Below are 22,866 nucleotides of genomic sequence, written 5' to 3'. Positions count from 1 at the left end.
CTAGTACAGCGCGTTCTGGAATCCGGGCTGAGTTATCGATAGTGGGTGGACGTTTCCTCTGCATGGGCGTGCACCGTCAGTAGCAGGCGGTCGAAGGTGGTGCGCTGGGGTAGTGGGCCGCCGCCCATCGCGGTGATCGCGGTGACGAGCAGTTCGGCCAGTTGGCGCAGCTTGGTGTTGGTTTCCTGGGATCGCCATTGCAGGACGCGGAAGGCCTGTTCGGCGTTGATGCCGTATACGAGCATCAGTGCGCCCTTGGCTTGTTCGATCACCTCGCGGGCCTTGATGAGGTCGGGCAACAGCTCCTCGGCGAATTCCCGCCGCCCCTGTTCGACGGAGTCGCTCACGTCGACGTAGTACCCGGTGGTGCCGACGACCGCGCCGTCCTCGTCGAGCAGTCGGTCACCGACCACGATCACCGAATGCACCTCGCCCGCAGTGTCGATGATCCGGTGCTTACTACAGAACGGCTGGCCGGTACCGATCGCCTCGGCCAGCGTGGCGGCCACCTGCGCCCGATCCTCCGGATGCTCGTGCGAGAGCACCAACTCGCTCGTCAACACCACCGCCCCCGGCGCATACCCATGCATCACCGCCACTTCGTCCGACCATTCCCACCGCTGATCCGCGAACCAAAACCGAAAGCTGCCAACACTTTGCGGCCGACCCCCGAGCGCATCCGCACACCCTCGACCGCCCTGCCCGAACTCCGTCACACCGCCAACTATCGAAGCGAACCACCCCCTGCCGCGAGGGTCCAAGGTCACCAACAAAGCCGATGGCGTGGCGCCCTGTCTCGGCGGGTCGTCGCGTTCGAGCTTGGTCCAGGCCGGTACTCGACTCGTTGAGGCTCCAGCCCCTGCGCTCTGGGCCCGCGCCACAGACTCGGAGCGTTCATGGGTTCCAGCGCCTACACGGATTGCCCATGAATCTGGGGATTCGGGTTGTCAGCTCGAAATCTGAACGCGCACATTCGTTTCTGCAGTCGGCCTCCTCGGTTAGAATGAAAACAGGGGGAGGGGAACATGAAAATCCGAAACGTCTTCATTGCACTTATCGTTGTGGTGGGCGGCGCGACCAGTGCGGGATCCGGGCAAGCACAACCACCGATGGTGGCGGCTGATCATGTCGCATGCCTCATGCATGCGATTCCGCCGTACAAGGCAGGTAACGCCGCCAACGCACCGATCGCCTTCGGCTATCAGGTGCATTGCACAGGTAGACCCGATGGTCGTCAGATCGAGTACGTGTTGAACAAGAACGGCTCCGCCGTGGCCTTCGGCCGAGACAAGTCGACCGACCCGGATAAAACAGAGGTGTTCTTCTACGAGTGCTCGACGGGCGGAAGCATCAGTCAGTTCACCACCTATGTCGCGATGATTGGTCAGCATGTCAACGTCGACTTCACCGAAGACACCAGCGGAACTGTCTCGTTGCAGTGCTAGCGTGACTTCGAGCGAAAGGGGCGACCGTTGAGTGCAGCGGGTTTGGGGCATCCGGCCGTAGCCGTAGCGTCTGGTGTGGTGCACGATCTCGACAGCGCGACGTCGCCGATAGCGGTGGCGGCCCGCGACGGGATCGCGGCTGTGCTACTCGAAAGCTCTGATCATCGGTTCGTGGTGTTCGTTCCCTATGCGGGTGGGAAGTGGGTTGCGCCGGGGATGTCGAGCGGGACTCGGCGTCCTGTGCGTGAACCGCAGGAGCCGCGGACCGGGGACGTTCCGTTGGTTGGAGTGTCCGAGCGTGGGTTCGTGACCCCCGGGGCGGACGGTGAGCTGCCGGAGTTCGGATGGTTCGCGGTGACCGGGTATGCGGCCGCCGATGCCCTGGAGGTGACGCTCACCTCAAGCGTGGACACGGTGACCGAACCGGTCGGAGACGGCGGGCTGGTCTTCGTGCTGGTGAGGACCCGGGTGGTCGCCCCATCGGCGGGCGAACGGCCTTCGTTCGAGAAGCCGCAGATCGCGGTAAGCACGCAGGACGGGCGTCGGGTTTCGATGAGACCCTGACTTCGAGTGCTGTGCGTCTGGCCCGCACTTACCGCAGCTGGTCGAGGGATCATGTTCAGGGTGAACTGTGCACCGCGCGAGGCGATGTCACCTTTACCGCGGCGGGTCGACCCGTTCGAGCTTCGTCCAACCCGTCCAACCGCGCTCGCGCAGTAGCTCGATCAGGCGGTGGATGGAGGGGGCGGTGTCGCGGGCGAGGGTGTCGAGGAGGGTGGCCAGGGCGGGGTCGATGTTGCCGCCGACGTATTCGTCGCCGTGCTGGTCGGCTAGTTGGGTGAGGTAGGTGGATACCGTGTCGACCAGGTCGATGAGGATCGGGTCGTTGTCGGTGTGGTCGAGGGCTCGGCTGAGGGTCAGATAGAAGTCGATCAGTGGGGAGTCGGCGAGTTGGGATTGTTTGCGGGCCATCAACTCTGGGATTCGGTCGGGGGAGTGCGCGGATAGGGGGATCCAGCCGTCTCGTTCGACCTCGATTATGCGTTCGTCGACACCGAGCGCCCGGAGATGGTCGAGAAAGTCGACTACCTCCGGGGGTAGCGCCAGGCTTTCGCCGGCGGTGAGGCGGGCGATGCGGTCTCGGTGTTGTTGGCGCAACTCGATTTCCGCCTGTAGGCGTTTATCGATCTCCGCGACTGCGGCGGCGAAATCTTGTTCGTCGGCCTGGAGTAGTTCTCGGACGCGCGCCAGCGGGACGCCGGCTTCGGCGAGGGTTCGGATTTTGATCAGTTCGACTACGGCGGCGGCATCGTAGCTGCGATAGCCGGAATGGTCTCGTGCCGGTTCCGGCAGTAGTCCTTTGGCGTGATAGTGGCGGACTGCGCGCACCGTTACGCCGGCGTAGGACGCGAGCTTGCCGATGGTGAGCATCGAACCAGTCTTCCTGAATTACGAAGCCGCCCGAGCAGCGAGAGTATGGGCAGTCCGGATGATGCGGGCGACGTCCTGGGCGTGCGTGACTACCAGTCCGTGGGTGGCGTCGAGTCGGGCGGTGGTGATATCCGGCCGCTCGCGGACGAGCTGGTCCATGCCTGCACGCCAGAGCCGATTGTGCCGGGGAGCCCGCCCTTCGTTGCTGTCGCCGGCCATGGCTGTCGCCATGATCAGGTGGATCGGGCGGTCGAGGTTGCGGTACCGGTCGAGAATTCCGGTGCCGACCACATCGATGTCGATATCGATTCCGGAGCGGATCACATCCAGTTCGAGATTCAGGTCGAGGATTTGCTGGGCGGTGAGCAACACCTGACGCGGGGTCCCCTTGATGGCTTCCTGCCGAGTCACCACGTATTCCCACAGTGCGCGGAATTCCGGCAGGTCGGCCTGGGTGATGAACGGCGCGGGCAGCGGATTCGCTCCGTCGATGAGAATGAGCCCACTGATGGTGTCGGGATATTCGGAGGCGTAGTGCAGGATGAGGTCCGCGCCGTACGAGTGGCCCGCCAGCAAGGGGGTCGAGGGCAACTCCAGGCGTCCCACCTCTTTCATCACGGCCACGAAATCGCCGAGGAACGCCGCGAAGGAGTATCGGTCCGCAGCCGAGGAAAAGCCGTGGCCGCGCAGGTCGAAGGTGAACACGTCGAAGTCGCGCCGCAACAGCTCGACGAGTTCGTGCAGTTCGGCCTGGGTCGAAGTGAGACCAGGGCACAGCACCAGCGGTCGCCCTTCGCCGCCCCGAGTCACCGGAATCGTGACGCCATCGTGGCGGACGGTGAATTGTTCGGTTGTCGTAGTCATGCCGATCATGCTGAACGGTTGACCCTGGGTCAAGGTCAAGCTGACGTCGGCTCAGGTTCCGGAACGCTCGCTCGGGCGGCGGGCCAGTGCGTGCAGGACGCCGTCGGTGGTGAGGGCGAACAGCCAGTCGCCGGTGACCGACATAGCGGAGGTGACCGCGCCGCCGAAGTTGTACTGGCTCAGCAGTTTTCCGGTGCGGCGGTCGAGCGCGACCAGTCGGCCGTCCCAAGTTCCCGCGTAGACAACGGTTTCGGTGGTCAGCACGTGCATGGCAGGGGCATTGGGTGCGGCGGTGCAGCCTGCGGCTACGCGGGCGGGGGCATCGAGCGGACCGGTGCCCGGCACGTAGCCGACTCCGGTCTCCCACACGGGCTTGGCCGGATCAGGTGCTCGAGTGTCGAACGCGCGGACTTTGCCATCGATGGATGCGACGTAGACCAGCTGCCCGCGAGTGGCGGGAGCGGTCACCGGCGGCGGCCCGGGTTCGCAAGCACTGCCAGGGATTTCGGCATGCCAGAGTGCGCGTCCGTCGCGCGGGTCATGACCGGTCAGACCACCGGCTGTCATGGTAATCAGCTGGCGATCATCGTCGGTGAGCGCGGGGGAGGAGTGGCTGAACAGTCCGCCCGCGGTGTCGATGGAGTAGCGCCGGGTACAGGTGGTCAGATCCATCGCGATAAGGGTTTGGCTGGAGCCCGAGTGGAGGTAGGCCACGGTCGCGTCCTTACCGCGCACCGCGGTGCTGTGGAACTCGCCCCACCCGGCGGGTGCGGTGAACCCCCCGCGAAGCCGCTCCCCGGAAGTCGCGTCACGGCAAACGATTTGGTCGTACTGCTGGTAAACCGCGACCGCGCGACGCTCGGGCAGCTCGAAGACGCTCACCGGACCGCCGGCCCGACCGTAACGGCGCACGGTCTGTCCGACGCGGTGCTCGTCATCGATGGTCTGCCACACCACGGCACCGGTTTTCACGTCCAGCGCGTACACCCGGCCGACACCGGTGGTGAGGTACACACGACCACCCTGCACAGTCGGGAAGGACTCCGCATCGCCGTCCAGATAGGTCCGCCACAGTTCGCGACCGGTATCGCGGTGGTAGGCCAGCACCTGGTGATACGGGGAGGCGAAGGCCTGGGACGTCACGATCACGGTGTCGCCGACCACGGCGGCCCCGTTGAGGTGGAAGTGCTCGCCGGTGTCGGCCGACCACCGCTGGTCCAGCACGGCACCCGGGTCGGCGGCTGCGGCGGATCCGCCCGATTCGGTACCTCCCTGGCGAGGCCAGTCCGCTCCGGAAGCGGGCGCCGCCTGGTCTGCAACGCCGAAAGTTCCTTGTACGACAGGCCATGGCTGACCCGCGGTATCGATCGAAGTCACCTCGATGCGGTACTTCCCGGGTCGCAGATCCGGGATACTGCCATGTGCCGCAGTCCAATTGGCGCGCACGGGCGGGCACGGCTCTGCCTGCCCACCGGGCGGGGTATAGCAATTCACCTTGCCCGGAGGCGCATTGCTCACGCCGAACCGCAGATCCGCTCGCCACACCTCGCCACCGCCGTCGTCGCGCACCCGGACCCGCGCGTTCGCCGGAGTCCGTCCGGCATCTTCGACATGGAGGTCCACCGGGACCGGCGCACCGCCGCGATGCACGCTGTCGGGTGCGGGACTCACCAGCGCCGTCCGGTCGCGCACGAAGAACTGCCGGTGCGTGCCGGACACATAGCCGACGTCCTCGTTCGCCGGCGTCGCGCGATCGTCGGTGATGCCCGTGAAGTCCAATAGCTGATAACCGGGCCGCGCACCGTCGATGCCGTAGGTGGCGCCCATGTTGTTCACCTCCACCGAGCGGGCGAAGGCACCGCGACGAAACTCGCTCTGCTGGTTGTGCCCTGCGGCGAACATCCGGACGTCGTACCGGGCGAGTTCGTCCATGGTCGGCTGGATCGCTTCTCCCGCACCGTATTTGGTGAACAGCGAGCGATGGGCGAAGACGAACACCTGCTTGCCGACGGCATGGCGTCGCAAATCCTCACGCAGCCAGCGGAGTTGGGGTGCCAGCCCGGAGGTGTCGTAGTTGTTCTCCAACACTACGATATGACGGCCGTTGCGGTCGAAGCTGTACCACTCCGGTCCCATGTTCCGCCGGTAGAGCTCCATGCTCGCGGCGTACCCGGTCGCGGTCCCGGTGCTGCCCGCGTCGTGGTTGCCCATCACCGGGTAGAACGGGCGGCCGAAGCGTCCCTTGGTCAGTCCGCTGCGCAGGATGTCGTAGCTGCCTTGGCGGCGTTCGGGCGCGGTGTAGTCGGTGACGGTGATGTCGCCGGTCGCGATGGCGACGGTGGCCTCCCGGTTGCGTGCCATCGCCTCGACCTGCCCGGTCCACTGGGCGCGCGTGGCAGCGGCGGAGGCATCGCTGCGGTTGTCGGTTTCGCTGTCGGACAACATCATCCACGTCTCGCGTAAATCGGCTGCGTGCTTGTCGGGAACCAGCGCGAAATCGATACCGTCCTGCCGGGGTGTGCCTTCGTCGAGCGCGCGGAAGTAGCGGGGGACCGAATCCTCGCGCAGCGCCGGGGTGTAGCCGTCCGGTGAGACGACCTGGATCAGATCGGTTTCCCGGCGCTTCGGATCTATGCGCAGCAGGTAGTCACCGTCCTTGCCGGTCTTCGCCCAGACCGAGCCGTCGGTGACCGACACATCCGGCAAGCCCTGCTCGCCGCTGTCGCGGACGCCGTTGCCGTTCTGATCGTTGAAGACCGTGCCGCGCGCCTCGGTCGAGGCGTCTGCCGCCCCGGATGCCGGTCCCGTCGCGGTGATCATTGTGAGGATGATGAACAGACATAGCAGGCATTTCCGCACGGAAATAACGCTAGGGGACCGGCGCCCGCCGTGCGGCCGTCGCTCGCTACAGTTCGCCCGCTGTACCGCCGATGTTCCCTTCGCGCTGTAGGTAGTGGACTGCCGCCGAGTACGTGCGAGGCAGACTGTTCGGTAATGAAACTGCCTGAACTTCCCGATCTGCCGGTCCGCGGCGCGCTCGACCACATCGTCGCAACGTTGGCCGAGCGCGAGACCGCGGTGCTGGTCGCGCCGCCGGGGACCGGGAAAACGACGTTGGTGCCGTTGGCGTTGGCGGCGGGGACCGGTGGGCGGGTGCTGGTGGCGGAGCCGCGACGGTTGGCGGCTCGGGCCGCGGCCGCGCGGATGGCCGCGCTGCTGGGGGAGTCGGTCGGCGAGACCGTCGGCTACTCGGTCCGCGGCGATCGGCGAGTAGGGAAACAGACCCGCATCGAGGTCGTCACGTCGGGATTGCTGGTGCGACGGTTGCAGGGCGATCCCGAGTTGGCGGGCGTGGACGTGGTTGTCCTCGACGAGTGTCACGAGCGGCATCTCGACGCGGACCTTTTGCTGGCGTTGCTGCTCGACGCGCGGGCTGGGTTGCGCCCGGATCTGCGGGTGCTGGCTACCTCGGCGACCGTTGCGGCGGAACGTCTTTCGGTGCTGCTTGGCGGAGCGCCGGTGTTGCAGGTTCAGGGCCGCGTCTATCCGGTCGACCTGACGTATGTTCCGCCGCTACCCAGGGAACGGGTCGAAGCGCAGGTCGCTCGCGCCACCCGGGCGGCACTCACCGCTACCGAGGGTGACGTGCTCGTCTTCCTGCCCGGCGCCGCCGAGATCCGCCGGACGACAGCACTTCTCAGCGACGTGGACGGGGTGGACGTGGTTCCGTTGCACGGCAGGCTGTCCGCCGCCGGGCAGGACACGGCCTTGCGGCCCGGGTCGCGGCGGCGCGTGGTGTTGTCCACGGCGGTAGCGGAGTCCAGTTTGACGGTCCCCGGTGTGCGTGCGGTGGTGGATTCGGGACTGGCCCGGGTGCCACGCATCGATCGGGGACGTGGACTGTCCGGCCTTGCGACAGTGCGAGTTTCGGCGGCGGTGGCCGAGCAGCGGGCCGGTCGAGCCGGGCGTGAGGCGCCGGGGCGAGTATGGCGATGCTGGCCGGAACACGAGCACAGCACGCTGCCTGCCTATCCCGAGCCGGAGATTCGGACGGCGGATCTGACGCGGTTGGCATTGGAGCTGGCCTGCTGGGGCACGGCCGACGGCCACGGCCTCGCCTGGTGGGATGCCCCGCCGCCCGGCGGGTTGGCGGCGGGCCGAGAGGTGTTGCGCGCGTTGGGAGCCGTCGATGACGACGGTGCGGTGACCGAGCGTGGGCGGCGCATCGCCAGGATCGGGTTGCATCCTCGGTTGGCGCGGGCGCTGCTCGACGGCGCGCCCGTGGTGGGTGCGCGGGCGGCCGCGGAAGTGGTCACCGTACTCGATGACGATACGCTCATCGCCGGAGTCGATTTGGCCGCTGGTCTGCGTGTGCTGCGCCGCGAGCGACCGGCGCGCTGGCAGCGTGAGGTCGAAAGACTGGCCCGCTTAGTCGATGCGTCGAACGGCGGGGATGACCCGGCTTTCGTTGTCGCACTGGCTCATCCAGAGCGCCTAGCGCGCCGCCGCAGTGCGGGATCGTCGAGCTATCTCATGGTCGGCGGCACCGCCGTGACACTGCCGCCCGGATCGGGATTGGGTGATGCGGAGTGGCTGGCGGTCGGCGTCGCGACGCGCGATCCGGGTCGTTCCGACGGCTGGATCCGGTTGGCTGCCGTCGCCGATGAACAACTGGCCCGCCGCGCCGCGTCTAACCTGCTGACGACCGCCGAGGAAGTCGATTGGATCGATGGCGAGGTGGTCGCCCGCCGGATCGAACGCCTCGGCGCGATCGTATTGTCGGAGAAGCGGATCCATAATCCCGACCGCCAATTGCTCAGTGCTGCGGTGCATCGCGGGCTGAGCTCCACCGGACTGGGCCTGCTGCGCTGGGATGCCGACGCCATCGCCCTCCGACAGCGCCTCGAATTCCTGCACCGCACCCTCGGTTCCCCCTGGCCCGCCGTCGACGACGAGTCGCTGCTCGCCACCGCTGACACCTGGCTCGGCCCCGAACTCGCCACCGCCCGCAGCCGCGCCGACCTCGCACGCATCGACGCCGGTCAAGCCCTGCGCCGCCTACTACCCTGGCCGGACGCCACCCGCATGGACGATCTGGCACCCGAACGCCTCGCCGTCCCCTCCGGCAGCCGCCCGCGCCTCGACTACTCCACCGACCCGCCGGTCCTCGCGGTCAAGGTGCAGGAAGTCTTCGGCTGGACCGAAGCACCCCGCCTGGCCGACGGCCGCGTCCCGATCGTGCTGCACCTGCTCTCACCCGCCCAACGCCCGGTCGCGGTCACCGCCGACCTGGCCTCGTTCTGGCACACCGGCTGGCCCCAGGTCCGCGCCGACCTCCGCGGCCGCTACCCCAAACACGCCTGGCCCGAAGACCCCACCACCGTCCCCGCCCACCGCGGCACCGCCCGCAACGCGACCGGCCGACCCCGAAGTTGATGGTCACCGGTCATCGGATTCCAAGAGGCGTTTGGGGTGCATGCCGTCGACCTGGCCGATGAATGGTGGATGGATGCTGTAGCCGAGCATGCGGCGGATGTCCTCCGACACAGCGCGCACGGTGTCGCGGGTGATCGACAGCGTGAAGGCCTCTTGGGGGCGTAACCACGGTTCGCAGTACTGGGCGGTGACCGCCAAGCGTGGCTGCTGTGTGCGATTGGCGCCGCCGCCGTGCCACAGGGTGCCGAGAAAGAACACGCACGAGCCGGCCCGCATCACCACGGGTTCGCGCTCCGACTCCTCGGGCATGCGATGACCCCAGCGGTGGCTGCCCGCAACGATGTCGGTGGCGCCGTTGTCGGCGGTGAAATCGTCGATTGCCCAGATCGTCGCCGCGCCCAGTGCGGCGCGCGGGCGGGGCAGCGGGTAGAAGCCGTCGTCGGTGTGCAGCAGCTGCGCCTGTTCGCCGGGGAGGATGTTGATCACCTGCAGCATCGACAACAGGTAGTTCGGCAGCAGCAGCCGATCGAGCAACGCCAGGATTCGGGGATGGTCCGCGATGCGATCGCAGGTGCGGGTCTTGTTCAACACGCTGTACACCCGCTGGGTGGTCGGTCCCTCGAACCGGTTCCGGCCGCGCCGATCCAGCAGCGGCGCTACCGCTTCGCGGATGTCGTCGAGCTCGGGCGGCGTGAGCAGATCGGGCAGAATCACGTAGCCGTCGCGCTCGACCGCGGCCAGATCCGCCGCGACGACCGCCGCGTCGATGTGTTCGCCGCTGCTCGCGGTCCGCCGATAGGTTCCCGCCAGATCGCCGCCCAGGTCTGCCAATGACGACACTTCGCTGTTCATAGCGGCTCCTCGGGAAACATAACTGAGTTCGGTTATGATTCGACTGTGGCACGCGCACCGATCGGACGTCAACAATTACTCGACGCCGCCCGCGACGAACTGGTCTGCGGCAACGGTGTGCTGGAACTCAGCGCGCTCACTCGCCGGGCCGGACTGAGCACCGGCGCGCTCTACCACCACTTCGGCTCCAAAAGTGGTTTGCTGGCGGCGATTTACGATGCGTTCTACGAGGGACTCGGTCACGCCATCGCCGATGCCCAACTGCCCGCCGAGGCGGACTGGGCCACCCGCGAACGCACCCGTACGCACCGCTTCGTCGCTTATCACTTCGCCGACCCGCTGGCTCCGGTCCTGCTCGATCGCACCGCCCTGGACCCACAGCTCACCGAACTCGAATCGGTCTACATCCAGCGCATGAGCGACAACGCGGCCGACAACATCCGCAGCGGCCAAGCTCGCGGCCAGCTGCCCGCCGACCTCGACCCCGACAGCGCGGGCGCCTTCGTCATCGGCGGACTTCGGCACGGGATCGCCCAGCAACTCCGCACGACCCCACCCTCCGACGCTGATCAGACCACCGAACGACTCTGGCGCCTGACCGCCGCGGCCCTCGGAATCGGCTGAATAACAGGAGCGGACACGCGGCTCGGGTCCGCCCTCGGGATTCGTGTCGGACCTCGGTGCGAGACTCTGGACGTGCGATGGGCGGTGGCGGAAACGGGTGACGGGGGCGCTCGGCTGTGTCCGCTCGATCAGGAGGGGCGGGCTGCGGGGCCGGTGGTGTGTGAGCCGTCGCTGGTTGAGGCGGTGCGGGCGCGGCCGGAGGTCGAGCGGTGGGTGTGGCGGTCGACGGCGGAGATCTATCGGTCGTTGCTGGCGGCCGGGGTGCGGGTCGAGCGGTGCTATGACGTGCAGGCTGCGGAGGCGCTGCTGATCGGGCATGAGGAGGGGCAGTCGGGTCAGGCGCGGTCGCTGGCTGCCGCTTGGGCGCGGCTGCACCGGCTGCCGGTTCCGGCGGACGCGCCTGCGCGGGCAGCCGAGACTCAGCCGTCGTTGTTCGAGTCGGGTCCGGTTCCGCTGCCGCCGGGTACGGACGAGTTCACGGCGTTGCTCGAGGTGTATCAGGGGCAACTCGTTCGGACGGCGAAGACTGAGCATCCGGAGCGGCTGCGGCTGCTCGTTGCCGCCGAGTCGGCGGGCATGCTGGTGGCTGCGGAGATGTCGCGCGCCGGGATTCCTTGGCGCGCCGACGTGCACCGCGAATTGCTGGACAAGCTGTTGGGTGAGCGCTTTCCCGGTGGGCTGGAACCGCGCCGGATGGCGGAGCTGGCCGACGAGGTGTCGCGGGCCTTCGGGACGGGCGTGCGGGTCCGGCCGGACCTGCCCAACGACATCATCAAAGCCTTCGCCCGCGCCGGAATCTTCTTGTCCTCCACCCGGAAATGGGAGCTCCAGCAGATCGATCACCCTGCGGTGGCGCCGCTGCTGGCCTACAAGTCGCTCTATCGGCTGCACACCGCCAACGGCTGGTCCTGGCTCGAGCAGTGGGTGCACGACGGCCGCTTCCGGCCCGAATATCAACCCGGCGGCACGGTTTCCGGCCGCTGGACCACCAATGGTGGTGGCGCGCTCCAGATCCCGAAGGTGATCCGGCAGGCGATCCGCGCGGACCCGGGCTGGACGCTGGTGGTCGCCGATGCCGACCAGATGGAGCCGCGCGTCCTCGCCGCGATCTCGCGCGACCCGGGACTGATGGAGGTCGCCGGTCGCGGCGAAGACCTCTACGCCGACCTGGCGGCCCGGGCCTTCGGCGGCGACCGCGCCCTCGCCAAAATCGCTCTGCTGGGCGCCATTTACGGCCAGACCTCCGGTGACGCGCTCACCCACATGGCCGAACTCCGGCGCCGCTATCCGGCGGCGGTGGCCTATGTCGACGAGGCGGCGCGGGCCGGTGAGGAGGGGCGGCTGGTGCGCACGTGGCTGGGTCGCACCTGCCCGCCGGTTTCCGCCACCGACCAAGCGGACCTGCCGCAGGAGGAGGTCAGGGGCTACGGCAGCACCTCCGCGGCGCGCGCTCGTGGCCGCTTCACCCGCAACTTCGTGGTGCAGGGCAGCGCCGCCGACTGGGCCCTGCTGGTGCTGGCGGGCCTGCGGCAGGCGATGACCCACGCCGGGCTCCGCGCCGAACTGGTCTTCTTCCAGCACGACGAGGTCATCGTGCATTGCCCGACGGAGGAGGCCGCGACGGTCGCGGCAGCGATCGCGACGGCGGCGGAGAACGCGGGCCGGATCGTCTTCGGGCCGACGCCGGTGCGGTTCCCGTTCACGACGGCGGTGGTGGAGTGCTATTGGGACGCCAAGTGAACGGTTGCTAACTTGGCCACCGTGGAACTCTTCGCGCTTTCTTGGGCGGCGTTGCGCAAGGCCGTCGCCGAACTCTCGGATCAGGACTTCGAACGAGTGGACGCTGCATCACCTCGACCTGATCGCGCACATCCCCGACGCCGCCGAACCACCCACCGAAAGCCTGGCGCGCGCCCGCGAAATGCTCGAAAAGATCGCCGGCGCACCGTTTCCCGCGTTGTGGTCCGACAAGGACGCTCTGCTGATCGGCACCGGTCGCCGGACTCCCACCGGCGCCGAGCAAGCCGACCTCGGTGCACTGGCCGCGAAACTCCCACTCGCCCTTGGCTGATCCGGCTTCTCAGGAGGGAAGGTGGTCGGCGCGCGCATTGCGGAGCGCGTAGTCGACCGCCGGGTCGGCGCGGAGCTTCCAGCCGGGCCCGGTGAAGTAGCTCGCCGCGGTCTTGTCGCCGTCGACCAGGTAGCGCAGCCACGCCAGCGTGATGCTCGCCGTCGGGTTGTGTGCCGCGTCGTCGAACGGTGTCCAGTGGGTGACACCTTTCAGGCACACCAGGATCGCGGGGGCGTCGAACTCGAGCTCGTACTCGACCAGGCGCGGGAGGAAGTGCGGGACAACGAAATCCGCCGAGCCGGTGAGGTACAGCGTCGGGACTTTGACGAGGAACGACGCCGCGACCGGTCCCGGCTCGGTGGGCACCGCGCCGATGATCCGGAAGTCCGGATCGATCAGCTGGTAGATGTTCGGCGGAATGCCCGCGCCGTTGATCGCGGCGCCACCACCACCGGAGTGACCGCCGATCACGGTGCGGCCGAGATCGAGCTTGCCGTGCAACACGTTTCGCGGATCGCGGTTGGCTGCCGACAGGGCCGCGGCGGCGGCGAGGGGCAGTTCGTCCAGCGAGTTGATCAGGTCGTGCGGCATCGCGACGACGAAACCGTTGCTCGCCCAAAGTCGGGCGCTGGCGTCGTAATTGCCTGGCTCGGAAGTGAATCCGGGAATCCAGACCACCGTCGGCACCCGGGTCATCGTGGCGATGTCCTTCGGGTAGTAGAAGTCCACGCCGACCGGCGAGTCCAGGCCGCCGGGGAATTCACGCGTGCAGGTCATGTCCGAATGGTTGCCGAGCGCATGGCCGACGGCGTTGTATGCGGCGTACAGGGCCTGGCACGGATACACCGCCGCGGTGCTCACCGCCTCGTGCGCACCGGCGGGCGCGTATCGGCTCAGCGGGACGGCGCCGGGATCGAAGGCATCAGCGGAAGCGGACGCACCGAACGGCGCCCCGGCGAGTAACGCCGCTGCCGAGAAGAGCGCGGCGACACCGCGCCGAATTGCGAACCGAGACATACGCCACCCTTCGTAGGCCGCACAGTGGGCTGGCCCTGACGGCTGACGGTCGATCAAGCGAGCAGTGAACCGAACTAGGCCAACCGTCCAGTTTCTTGAGTACATCGAATCGGTGAATGCGGCAAGAACTCGAGTTCGCGGCCGGCAATGCCCGTCGGCATATATCGCTTGTGGCAAGCGTGCGAGGTGCCGCAGAATGGGCGGCCAATGCCAGGACCTGCGGAAATCCGGAATCAGTGCGACGCGTACGCCGGAACGAGAATTGGGTGGTTCATGTTCGATGTGATCATTGCCGGGTGCGGGCCGACCGGTGCGATGCTGGCCGCTGAACTGCGGCTGCACGATGCACGGGTACTTGTTGTGGAGAAGGAAACAGAGCCGACGGCGTTTGTCCGAATAGTCAGCCTGCACATGCGCAGTCTCGAACTGATGGCGATGCGCGGACTGCTGGATCGCCTACTCGCGCGCGGAAGGCAGCGCTCGGTCGGCGGAATCTTCGCCGCCATCAGCAAACCCGCGCCCGAGGGCTTGGATTCCGCGTACGCCTATCTGCTGGGCATCCCGCAGCCGGTCATCGAACACCAACTCGAAGCACATGCGACCGCACTGGGTGCGCAGGTCCGGCGCGGTGGTGCGGTGGTCGCTTTCGAGCAGGACGAGCAGGGAGTGACTGTCGAACTGGCCGACGGTGAGCGCCTCCGGGCGCGTTACCTCGTCGGTTGCGACGGCGCCCGCAGTACGGTGCGCAAACTGCTCGGCGTCGGCTTCCCTGGCGAACCGGCACGGACCGAGACGCTGATGGGTGAGATGAAAGTCGGTGTGCCGCAGGAGGAAATCGCCGCCAAGATGGCCGAAATCCACAAGACCGATAGGCGATTCATGATGCGGCCCTTCGGCGAAGGGGTCTATAGCGTCGTCGTCCCCGCCGGGGAAGTCAGCGATCGTGCGGAACCACCCACCCTCGAAGATTTCAAACAACAGCTGTGTGCCATCGCCGGAACCGATTTCGGCGTGCACTCCCCGCGCTGGTTGTCCCGCTTCGGCGATGCCACTCGCCTGGCCGAGCGTTATCGGATCGGCCGGGTGCTGCTGGCCGGCGACGCGGCGCACATTCACCCACCCATCGGTGGCCAGGGCCTCAATCTGGGTCTGCAGGACGCGGTCAATCTCGGCTGGAAACTGGCCACACAGATCCGCGGCTGGGCACCGGAAACACTGCTGGACACCTACCAGGACGAACGTCATCCGGTCGCCGCAGACGTTTTGGACAACACTCGCGCCCAGACGCAACTGCTGTCCACCGAACCGGGCCCGCAGGCCGTGCGCAGGCTGCTCACCGAACTGATGGACTTCGACGAGGTGAACCGCTATCTGATCGAGAAGATCACCGCGATCGGCATCCGCTACGACTTCGGCGCGGGCCCCGACCTGCTCGGCAGGCGGCTGCGCGATATCGACCTGAAAGCGGGCCGCCTCTACGACCAACTACATCAGGGCCGTGGCCTGGTGCTCGACCGCACCCAGCGGCTGACCGTCAACGGCTGGTCGGACCGCGTCGATCTGATCGCGGATCCCACTGCGGCACTGGATGTTCCGGCTATCCTGCTCCGGCCCGACGGCCACGTCGCCTGGATCGGCGAGCACCAGCAGGACCTGGACGACCACCTCGCCCGCTGGTTCGGCAAGACCGCCAACTGATTTCACGGGGCGCCCGGCCGCCGCCATAAGTTGCCACACCCGTCGCTGCCTTTGCGCAGCGCACCGGTTGCCGGAATCGGCTCTTGCCCGCCGCAACGCCGGTTTACAGTAGATCGACGGTCCAGTACGAGATGTCGGGTGCGTCAGGTAACGCCGGTGGATTCTCGTCGGAATTCGATGGAGGTCTAGCATGGGCGTCGCCGTCAGGGCTGAAGGTTGTACGAAATCATTCGGTGCGCAGCGCATTTGGCAGGATGTTTCACTGACGCTGCCGTACGGCGAGGTGAGCGCGCTACTGGGCCCGTCGGGCACCGGTAAGTCCGTCTTCCTGAAATCACTGATCGGCTTGCTGCGCCCGGAGCGCGGCGCGATCTTTATCGGCGACACCGATATCATGCGCTGTACCACCAAGGAGCTCTACGAGATTCGTAAACTCTTCGGCGTGCTGTTCCAGGACGGCGCGCTGTTCGGCTCCATGACCCTCTTCGACAATGTCGCGTTCCCGCTTCGTGAGCACACGAAGAAGTCGGAGTCGCAGATCAAGAACATCGTCATGGAGAAACTGGAGCTGACCGGTCTGCTGGGTGATGAGAACAAGCTGCCCGGCGAGATCTCCGGCGGTATGCGCAAACGCGCGGGCCTGGCCCGTGCCCTGGTGCTCGACCCGCAGATCATCCTGGTCGACGAACCGGATTCCGGGCTGGACCCGGTGCGCACTTCGTATCTGAGCCAACTACTGATCGATATCAACGCGCAGATCGACGCGACGATCCTGATCGTCACGCACAACATCAACCTGGCTCGCACCGTGCCGGACAACATCGGCATGCTCTTTCGCCGTCAGCTGGTCATGTTCGGTCCGCGCGAGGTGCTGCTGACTTCCGAAGAGCCGGTGGTCAAGCAGTTCCTCAACGGCCGCATGCAGGGCCCGATCGGCATGTCCGAGGAGAAGGACGAAGCCCAGATGGCGCGCGAGCAGGCGATGTTCGACGCCGGCCACCACGACGGCGGCGCCCAGGAGGTCGAGGGCATCATTCCGCAGATGCAGGCGCAACCGGGCATGCCGGTGCGCCAAGCGGTCCTGCGCCGCAAGGAGCGGGTTCGCGAGATCATGCACACCCTGCCGCACACCGCCCAAGCAGCGATCCGCGAATCACTGGACCGCAACGACAACTGACCGAGGTCAGCGGCCCGAAAGTCCTTGCCAGATCTGCCGGGACGCCGCCAGTGGGTCTGCCGCCACCATGGGCGGGGTGTCCCAAATGCGCGTCAGGGCCCCGTCGGTGGTGAACACGGGCCACCCGGGATCGCCGCTGGTGGCGAAGGAGATCCACGAGGACCGCAGCTGCTCGGATAGTCGCAGCAGGCTCTCCGACGGCCGGGCGCCGCCGAGCACGAACGAGGCGAGCGGACTGTCGGTATTGCCGAAGGTCACCGGAATATCCGCCACATGACAGGCACCGAGCGCGCCGCCCAAAGCCGGGCTGGCCCAGGCGAAGTCGTAGACATGGCTGCGCCCGCCCGCGGCCGTGTGCGCCTCCGCGAGCCAGATCGCGGGCATCCGGAACATGGCGTCGGAATACATGACCACGTAGAGCTCGGCGTCTGTCGAGCCAGGGTACGCCGCCCGATAGGCGGCCGGTGCCGAGGCGGGCAGGCCGAGATGTGCTGCGGTGGTGGACAAGTCGACCGTACGCAGCGGTGTCGGGCGGCGCGCCTTCGGCAGTCCGTGGCTGCGCATGCCGTGGGCGGTGATACGCGCGAAGGTCGGCAGCGCCTTGATCATCGCCGACGCACTGGGTTTGATCAGCCCGCGACTCAACGCGAACAGGGTGAACTCGTCGCGGGTCGACCCGGTGATCAGGTCGATGTCCCGGGCGACGCCCGAGCCGAGCGCGAGCCAGGGTTTGTCCACCACGGTGACGCCGTCGATCACGGGAGTGAAGGCGGTGATCGCTTCCGGCGTGGTCCACCCACCGGGGTCGGCCTCCATCGCGGCCAGCGGCTCGTCCTGCACGGACAGCAGTGCCAGCGGTGGCTGCGTCGCCAGCTCGGCCGGCGCGACCCCGAGCGCGGCGGCGGTGAGCTCGGCGATCCGCTGCGCCTCGTGCTCGGGCAGCAGGCGGGCCGCCGGGCTCTGCACGATGGCACGCCGGAACAGCCCGCGGGCGGCCGGTGCGGAAAGCAGTGCGGCGATGGACAGTCCGCCACCGGATTCGCCGAACAGGGTCACGTTGTCCGGGTCGCCACCGAAGGCGGCGATATTGTCGTGCACCCAGCGCAGTGCGGCGGTCTGGTCGAGGAAGCCGCGATTGGCGGGATGGCCGGGGACGAAGCCGAAGCCCTCGAAGCCGACCCGATAGTTGAACGTCACCAGGACGACGCCGCCGCGGGCCAGCGTCGCGCCGTCGTGCGCCGGGTCGCTGGACGAGCCCGCCTTCCAGCCGCCGCCGTGGATCCACACCATCACCGGCAGCCGGTCCCCGGTGCCGCCCGGCGTCCAGACATTCACGCTGAGGCAGTCGAGTCCGTCGGCGGGCCGCCACAACGGAGGTGTGCCGGGCGTCAGCGGCAACTGCGGCGGCGCGACGCTGTACTGGAGGGCGGGTCGGATGCCGTCCCAGCTTTCGGGCGGGGCCGGGGCGCGCATGCGCAGCGGCCCTTCCGGTGCCGCCGCGTACGGGATGCCCTTGAACACCGAGAGTTCGCCGTCACGGCGACCTTCGACGGCACCCGCGGTGGTGGTAACGACAACTCCCACGGAACTCACTCCTGCTCTGCTGGAACAGCATCGGCGTCCGGCGGGTCCGGAATCACCGCGGTGACCTCGATCTCGACCTTGGCGTCCTTTTCGACCAGGCGACTCACCTCCACGGCGGTCATCGCCGCCTGGAAGCTGCCGATGATCTCCCGGAAGGCCAACCCGATCTCCCGATACGCTTGCACGTAGGCGTCGACATCGGTGACGTACCAGGTCATTCGCACGATGTGCGCAGGTTCGGCGCCCGCCTCGGCGAGCACCGCCACGACATTGCGCAGCGCCTGGCGCGCCTGGTCAGCGATATCGGGCGACCGGATCACACCGTCGGCGTCCCAGCCGATCATGCCGGCCACGAACACCAATTCCCCGCGCGCGGCAATGCCGTTGGCGTACCCGCGCGGACGTTGCCATCCAGGCGGCTGCAAGACCCTCATTCGTCGGCTCCCGAATCACTCTGCACCGCAGCGGGTTCCCGCAGCCGGAAGCGCTGTAGCTTGCCGGTAGGTGTGCGCGGCAGGGCATCGACGAACGCGATGGCCCTCGGATACTTGTACGGGGCCACCGCCTGTTTCACGAAATCCTGCAACTCCGCCACCATCCCGTCGTTCGCCTCGACCTCCGCGCGCAACACCACGTACGCCTTGACGATCTGACCGCGATCTTCGTCGGGCACACCGACCACCGCGCAATCGACCACCGCGGCATGCCCCGCCAGCGCGTCCTCCACCTCGGGTGCGGCGATGTTGTAGCCCGACGACACGATCATGTCGTCGGAGCGTGCCTGATAGTGGAAGTAGCCGTCGACGTCGACCGAGTAGGCGTCACCGGTGTAGTTCCAGCCGTCGCGCACATACACCGTCTGCCGGTCGTCGGCGAGGTAGCGACAGCCGGTCGGCCCGCGCACCGCGAGCAGGCCGATCTCGCCGGGGCCCAACGGGTTTCCCGCCTCGTCCACGACGCGCGCCTGATATCCGGGTACCGGGAGACCGGTCGCGCCGGGCCGGGCATGCGCCTCGTCGGCGGCGACGAAGATGTGCAGCATCTCGGTGGCGCCGATGCCGTCGATCAGCTCGAGGCCGGTGGCGGTGCGCCAGCGGGCCCGGGTGCTCGGTGGCAGCGGTTCGCCCGCCGAGACGCATTTGCGCAGCGAGGTGCCGCGCAGGTCGTAGCGGGCGAGGATCCGGTAGGAGGTGGGCGCGGTGAACAGCACGGTCGCGCCGAACTCGGTGATCGCGTCGAGCAGCAGTGGGGGAGTGGCCTGTTGCAGCAGCACCGCCGAGGCGCCCACCGACATCGGAAACAGCAGCAGTCCGCCCAGGCCGAAGGTGAAGGCCAGCGGCGGGCTGCCGATGAACACATCGTCGGGTGCCGGGCGCAGGATGTGCTGCGGGAAGCAGTGGCAGATCGCCATGACATCGCGGTGGAAGTGCATGGTGGCCTTGGGAACTCCGGTGGTGCCGGAGGTGAAGGCGATGAGGCAGACGTCGTCGGCGGCGGTCGCCACCGTGTCGAACCGGCCGTCGTGGCGCGCCATCAGGGCTTCGAGCCCCTCGTCGGAGGTGCTGTGGAAGTAGCGGATCCGGTCGAGCGTCGGGCACGTTGCCGCTACCGCCTCGACCCGGGCGGACAGCGCGACATCGCAGAGCGCGTGCGTGATTCGCGCCTTCTCGACGATCTGGGTGAGCTCCTTGACCCGCAGCAGCGGCATGGCCGTCACGGCGATGCCACCCGCCTTCATGACGGCGAACCAGCAGGCCGCGAGCATGGGCGTGTTCGGGGCATCCAGCAGCACCCGGTTGCCCGGCACCAGCCCCATATCGTGCACCAGCACCGCCGCGATGCGGTTGGCCCGGTCGTTCAGGTCGGCGTAGGTCCACCGCGGTCCACCCGGCGCCTGCACGCACAGGCGGTCGCCGCCGCCGTCGGACAGGTGGCGTTCGAGTAGTTCACTCGCGCAATTGAGTTGGGCCGGGAACTGGAGTTCGGGCAGGTCGAACACGAGGTCCGGCCACTGGTCGAGCGGGGGCAGGTTGTCACGGGCGAAGGTATCGAGGTGCGCGCTTGTCATGGTCGAACCTTGTGGGAGAGAAGGAAAATCGTGGGTCAGGTGTTCGCGGTGCCCCGCAGGAGTTCACGGGCGATGATCAGCTGCTGCACCTCGGTGGCGCCCTCGTAGATGCGCAGGGCGCGGATGTCGCGGTAGAGGTGCTCGACCGGGCGGTCGCGGACCACCCCGAGGGCGCCCCACATCTGGACGGCGGCGTCGATAACCCGTTGGGCGCCTTCGGTCGCGGCCATCTTCGCCATGGCGGCCTCGCGGGTGACGGATCGTCCTTGGTCGCGCTGCCAGGCGGCGCGATAGGTGAGCAGGGCGGTCGCGTCGATCGTGGTGGCCATCTGCGCGAGTTCGGCCCGGGTCAGCTGCAAGTCGGCCAGTACGCCGCCGAACATCTGCCGCGAGGTCACCCTGGCGAGTGCCTCGGCCATGGCGTGCCTGGCGAAGCCGACGGCGGCGGCCGCCACCGAGGTCCGGAAGATGTCGAGGGTGCGCATCGCGAGGCCGAATCCCGCACCCGCTTCGCCCAACAGTCTCGTAGCGGGTACTCGGCAGCCGTCGAAACGGAGCCGGGCCAGCGGATGCGGGGCGATCACATCGATCCGTTCGGCGATGTGCAGGCCGGGGTTGTCCGCGTCGACCAGGAAGGCCGAGATGCCCCGTGCGCCTTCGCCTTCCCCCGTCCGGGCGAAGACCACGTAGAAGTCCGCGATACCGCCGTTGGAGATCCACGTCTTCTCCCCGTCGATGACGAACTCGTCGCCGTCGGCGCGTGCCGCGCACGACAGCGCGGCGGCATCGGAGCCCGCGCCGATCTCCGAGAGCGCGAACGCCGCGATCGCCGTACCGGCGGCCACCCGCGGCAGGTAATGGCGCTTCTGCTCCTCGGTGCCCGCGAGGCTGATCGCGCCGGAGCCGAGTCCCTGCATGGCGAACGCGAAGTCGGCGAGCGCGTCGTGCTCGGCCAGGATCTCGCGAGCCAGACACACTGTGCGCGTGTCGATCCGGTCGTGACTTCCGCCGAACTCGGTTCCGGCGACGGAGTGTCGCAGCCAGCCCGCAGCACCGAGCGCCCGAACCAGCTGACGGCAGCGGTCGTCGAGAGTGACGCCACTCTCCTCGGCCGGCTGATCGGCGGCCCAAGCACGCAGTGTGGCGGCCATTTTCCGGTGCTCGTCCTCGAAAAAGGGCCAGTCCCAGTGTTCTTCGGGCATCGCTAGTTCCCTTCGAACTTCGGGCGCTGCTTGGCCCGGAACGCGTGATAAGCGCGCGTGAAATCCTCGGTGAGCATGCACAGGGCCTGCGCCTGCGCCTCGGCTTCGATGGCCTGATCCACCGTCATCGACCACTCCTGGTGCAGCATGGTTTTGGTGATGCCCTGGGCGAAGGTCGGCCCCTCGGCCAGCCGGCGCGCGAGCTGCCCGGCGGCGTCGAGCACCTCGTCCGGTTCGGCCAGCTGGTTGAAGAACCCCCACGCGTACGCCTCGTCGCCGGTCATCGCGCGGCCGGTGTAGAGCAGCTCGGAGGCGCGGCCCTGCCCGATGATCCGCGGCAGCATCGCGCAGGCCCCCATGTCGCACCCGGCGAGCCCGACCCGGGTGAACAGGAACGCCGTGGTGCTGCGGGCGGTGCCGACGCGCAGGTCGGACGCCATCGCCAGGATCGCGCCCGCACCCGCGCAGACACCGTCGACGGCGGCCACGATCGGTTGCGGGCAGGCCCGCATCGCTTTGACCAGATCGCCGGTCATCCTGGTGAACCTCAGCAGCTCCGGCGCGGGCAGCGCGATCAGCGGACCGATGATGTCGTGCACATCGCCACCGGAGCAGAAGTTCGCCCCGGCGCCGTGCAGCACGATCACCGTGACGTCGTCGGCATAGGCCAAGCGGCGGAACAGATCTCGCAGTTCCGCGTAGGAGTCGAAGGTCAGTGGGTTCTTGCGCTCCGGGCGGTCGAGCACGATCGTGCCGACACCCTCGTGCACCTGCCAGCGGAAGTGGGTGCTCGCGTAGTCGGCGAGCGTCGTGCGGTTGGCCGCGCGCAGGGCGGGGTCGAGGTTCTGGGTCATCAGCGTTCCCGATGGTTCGGTAGTGGGGCGTGGTTGTCGGCGTGGTCGGCCGTCGCGGCGAGGTGCACGCGCAGCCTGCCGAGCAGGTCGAACAGTGCCTGCTCGTCGCCGCGGCCGAACCCGGCGAACATCTCGGTGAGCCAGCGTTCGTGTTCGGCGGCCATCTCCTCGAAGCGTGCGCGGCCGAGGTCGGTGAGCCGCACCAGCGTCGCGCGCTTGTCGATCGGGTCCGGAATCCGGTCGACCCAGCCCTCGGCGACCAGCTGATCGGTCAGGCCGGTGACATTGCCGCCGGTCACCATCAGATAGCGGGACAGCGCGCTCATCCGCAGGCCGTCGTGGTGCCGGTCGAGCTGGGCCAGGTAGTCGAAACGGGGGAGCGTGGTGGCGAACCGCGTCCGCAGCCGGGTACGGATCTCCTGCTCGATCTCGTTGGTGGTGGCCAGTAGACGCAGCCACAGCCGCACATCGAGGTGGTCGCCGGATACGGTGCGGGCCTCCATGCCGATGCGTTCGTCGCCGAGCTCCGGGTGGGTGGTCACC

General features: G+C 67.8%; 20 protein-coding genes. 8 read left to right on the top strand and 12 right to left on the bottom strand.

Annotation, left to right across the window (positions count from 1 at the left end; all coding sequences use genetic code 11):
- Positions 1-32 precede the first annotated feature (32 nt).
- Positions 33-716, bottom strand: a complete 684-nt coding sequence (locus IBX18_RS28980; RefSeq protein ID WP_306796459.1) for a PAS and ANTAR domain-containing protein — start codon at positions 714-716, stop codon at positions 33-35.
- Between the two features lie 309 nt (positions 717-1,025).
- Here IBX18_RS28980 and IBX18_RS28975 point away from each other — a divergent pair, with 309 nt between their 5' ends.
- Positions 1,026-1,445: a hypothetical protein gene (locus tag IBX18_RS28975; RefSeq protein WP_194836675.1), complete on the top strand. Its 420-nt coding sequence runs from the start codon at positions 1,026-1,028 to the stop codon at positions 1,443-1,445.
- Between the two features lie 306 nt (positions 1,446-1,751).
- Complete coding sequence (locus tag IBX18_RS28970) at positions 1,752-2,009, top strand: hypothetical protein (RefSeq protein WP_194836674.1); 258 nt, start codon at positions 1,752-1,754, stop codon at positions 2,007-2,009.
- Between the two features lie 93 nt (positions 2,010-2,102).
- Here IBX18_RS28970 and IBX18_RS28965 read toward each other — a convergent pair whose 3' ends face one another.
- From IBX18_RS28965 to IBX18_RS28955, 3 genes are read right to left on the bottom strand one after another with little or no spacing between them, the layout of a single operon-like run.
- The gene (locus IBX18_RS28965) at positions 2,103-2,876 is read right to left on the bottom strand and encodes a MerR family transcriptional regulator (protein WP_194836673.1); all 774 of its coding nucleotides are present in this window, start codon (positions 2,874-2,876) and stop codon (positions 2,103-2,105) included.
- Between the two features lie 18 nt (positions 2,877-2,894).
- Complete coding sequence (locus IBX18_RS28960; RefSeq protein WP_194836672.1) at positions 2,895-3,740, bottom strand: alpha/beta hydrolase; 846 nt, start codon at positions 3,738-3,740, stop codon at positions 2,895-2,897.
- Between the two features lie 51 nt (positions 3,741-3,791).
- The gene (locus tag IBX18_RS28955) at positions 3,792-6,560 is read right to left on the bottom strand and encodes a PQQ-binding-like beta-propeller repeat protein (RefSeq protein ID WP_194836671.1); all 2,769 of its coding nucleotides are present in this window, start codon (positions 6,558-6,560) and stop codon (positions 3,792-3,794) included.
- Positions 6,561-6,734: 174 nt separating this feature from the next.
- Here IBX18_RS28955 and hrpB point away from each other — a divergent pair, with 174 nt between their 5' ends.
- Positions 6,735-9,176, top strand: coding sequence for an ATP-dependent helicase HrpB (hrpB, locus tag IBX18_RS28950; protein WP_194836670.1), 2,442 nt, complete (start codon positions 6,735-6,737; stop codon positions 9,174-9,176).
- Between the two features lie 3 nt (positions 9,177-9,179).
- Here hrpB and IBX18_RS28945 read toward each other — a convergent pair whose 3' ends face one another.
- A complete protein-coding gene (locus IBX18_RS28945; protein ID WP_194836669.1) occupies positions 9,180-10,028 on the bottom strand; it encodes a phytanoyl-CoA dioxygenase family protein in 849 nt (282 codons plus the stop codon).
- Between the two features lie 45 nt (positions 10,029-10,073).
- Here IBX18_RS28945 and IBX18_RS28940 point away from each other — a divergent pair, with 45 nt between their 5' ends.
- The 3 genes from IBX18_RS28940 to IBX18_RS28930 all read left to right on the top strand — a co-directional run bounded on the left by IBX18_RS28940 (position 10,074) and on the right by IBX18_RS28930 (position 12,723).
- Complete coding sequence (locus tag IBX18_RS28940) at positions 10,074-10,652, top strand: TetR/AcrR family transcriptional regulator (protein WP_194836668.1); 579 nt, start codon at positions 10,074-10,076, stop codon at positions 10,650-10,652.
- Between the two features lie 72 nt (positions 10,653-10,724).
- Positions 10,725-12,392 (top strand): bifunctional 3'-5' exonuclease/DNA polymerase, encoded by a 1,668-nt coding sequence (locus tag IBX18_RS28935; RefSeq protein ID WP_194836667.1) that lies wholly within the window; start codon positions 10,725-10,727, stop codon positions 12,390-12,392.
- Positions 12,393-12,396: 4 nt separating this feature from the next.
- Positions 12,397-12,723, top strand: a complete 327-nt coding sequence (locus tag IBX18_RS28930) for a hypothetical protein (RefSeq protein ID WP_373889238.1) — start codon at positions 12,397-12,399, stop codon at positions 12,721-12,723.
- 9 nt (positions 12,724-12,732) lie between these two features.
- On the opposite strand, the gene IBX18_RS28925 is transcribed toward IBX18_RS28930, so the two are convergent.
- Positions 12,733-13,740, bottom strand: coding sequence for an alpha/beta hydrolase (locus IBX18_RS28925; protein WP_194836666.1), 1,008 nt, complete (start codon positions 13,738-13,740; stop codon positions 12,733-12,735).
- A 273-nt stretch (positions 13,741-14,013) separates the two neighbouring features.
- On the opposite strand from IBX18_RS28925, the gene rox reads away from it, so the two are divergent.
- Both rox and IBX18_RS28915 read left to right on the top strand, forming a co-directional pair.
- Positions 14,014-15,438 carry a rifampin monooxygenase gene (gene rox / locus IBX18_RS28920; RefSeq protein ID WP_228541970.1) on the top strand — a complete coding sequence of 475 codons (1,425 nt, stop codon included), beginning with the start codon at positions 14,014-14,016 and terminating at the stop codon, positions 15,436-15,438.
- A gap of 190 nt (positions 15,439-15,628) precedes the next feature.
- Positions 15,629-16,615 carry an ABC transporter ATP-binding protein gene (locus IBX18_RS28915; protein ID WP_194836664.1) on the top strand — a complete coding sequence of 329 codons (987 nt, stop codon included), beginning with the start codon at positions 15,629-15,631 and terminating at the stop codon, positions 16,613-16,615.
- A 6-nt stretch (positions 16,616-16,621) separates the two neighbouring features.
- On the opposite strand, the gene IBX18_RS28910 is transcribed toward IBX18_RS28915, so the two are convergent.
- From IBX18_RS28910 to IBX18_RS28885, 6 genes are read right to left on the bottom strand one after another with little or no spacing between them, the layout of a single operon-like run.
- Positions 16,622-18,199 (bottom strand): carboxylesterase/lipase family protein, encoded by a 1,578-nt coding sequence (locus tag IBX18_RS28910; RefSeq protein WP_194836663.1) that lies wholly within the window; start codon positions 18,197-18,199, stop codon positions 16,622-16,624.
- A gap of 5 nt (positions 18,200-18,204) precedes the next feature.
- Complete coding sequence (locus IBX18_RS28905) at positions 18,205-18,633, bottom strand: RidA family protein (RefSeq protein ID WP_194836662.1); 429 nt, start codon at positions 18,631-18,633, stop codon at positions 18,205-18,207.
- A complete protein-coding gene (locus tag IBX18_RS28900; protein WP_194836661.1) occupies positions 18,630-20,267 on the bottom strand; it encodes an AMP-binding protein in 1,638 nt (545 codons plus the stop codon). The genes IBX18_RS28905 and IBX18_RS28900 overlap by 4 nt, the downstream gene beginning before the upstream one ends.
- 35 nt (positions 20,268-20,302) lie before the next feature.
- On the bottom strand, positions 20,303-21,469 hold the full coding sequence (locus IBX18_RS28895) for an acyl-CoA dehydrogenase family protein (protein WP_194836660.1): 1,167 nt from the start codon (positions 21,467-21,469) through the stop codon (positions 20,303-20,305).
- Positions 21,470-21,471: 2 nt separating this feature from the next.
- A complete protein-coding gene (locus IBX18_RS28890; RefSeq protein WP_194836659.1) occupies positions 21,472-22,323 on the bottom strand; it encodes an enoyl-CoA hydratase family protein in 852 nt (283 codons plus the stop codon).
- On the bottom strand, positions 22,323-22,865 hold the full coding sequence (locus IBX18_RS28885; protein WP_306796458.1) for a MarR family transcriptional regulator: 543 nt from the start codon (positions 22,863-22,865) through the stop codon (positions 22,323-22,325). Before IBX18_RS28885 ends, IBX18_RS28890 begins: the two co-directional genes overlap by 1 nt.
- Between the last annotated feature and the right edge of the window lies 1 nt (position 22,866).

The sequence above is a fragment of the Nocardia sp. XZ_19_369 genome (genome assembly GCF_015355715.1).
In the GTDB taxonomy this organism is placed as follows: domain Bacteria; phylum Actinomycetota; class Actinomycetes; order Mycobacteriales; family Mycobacteriaceae; genus Nocardia.
Note: the sequence above shows the minus strand (reverse complement) of the source record. Positions and strands in the feature narration are given on the sequence as shown.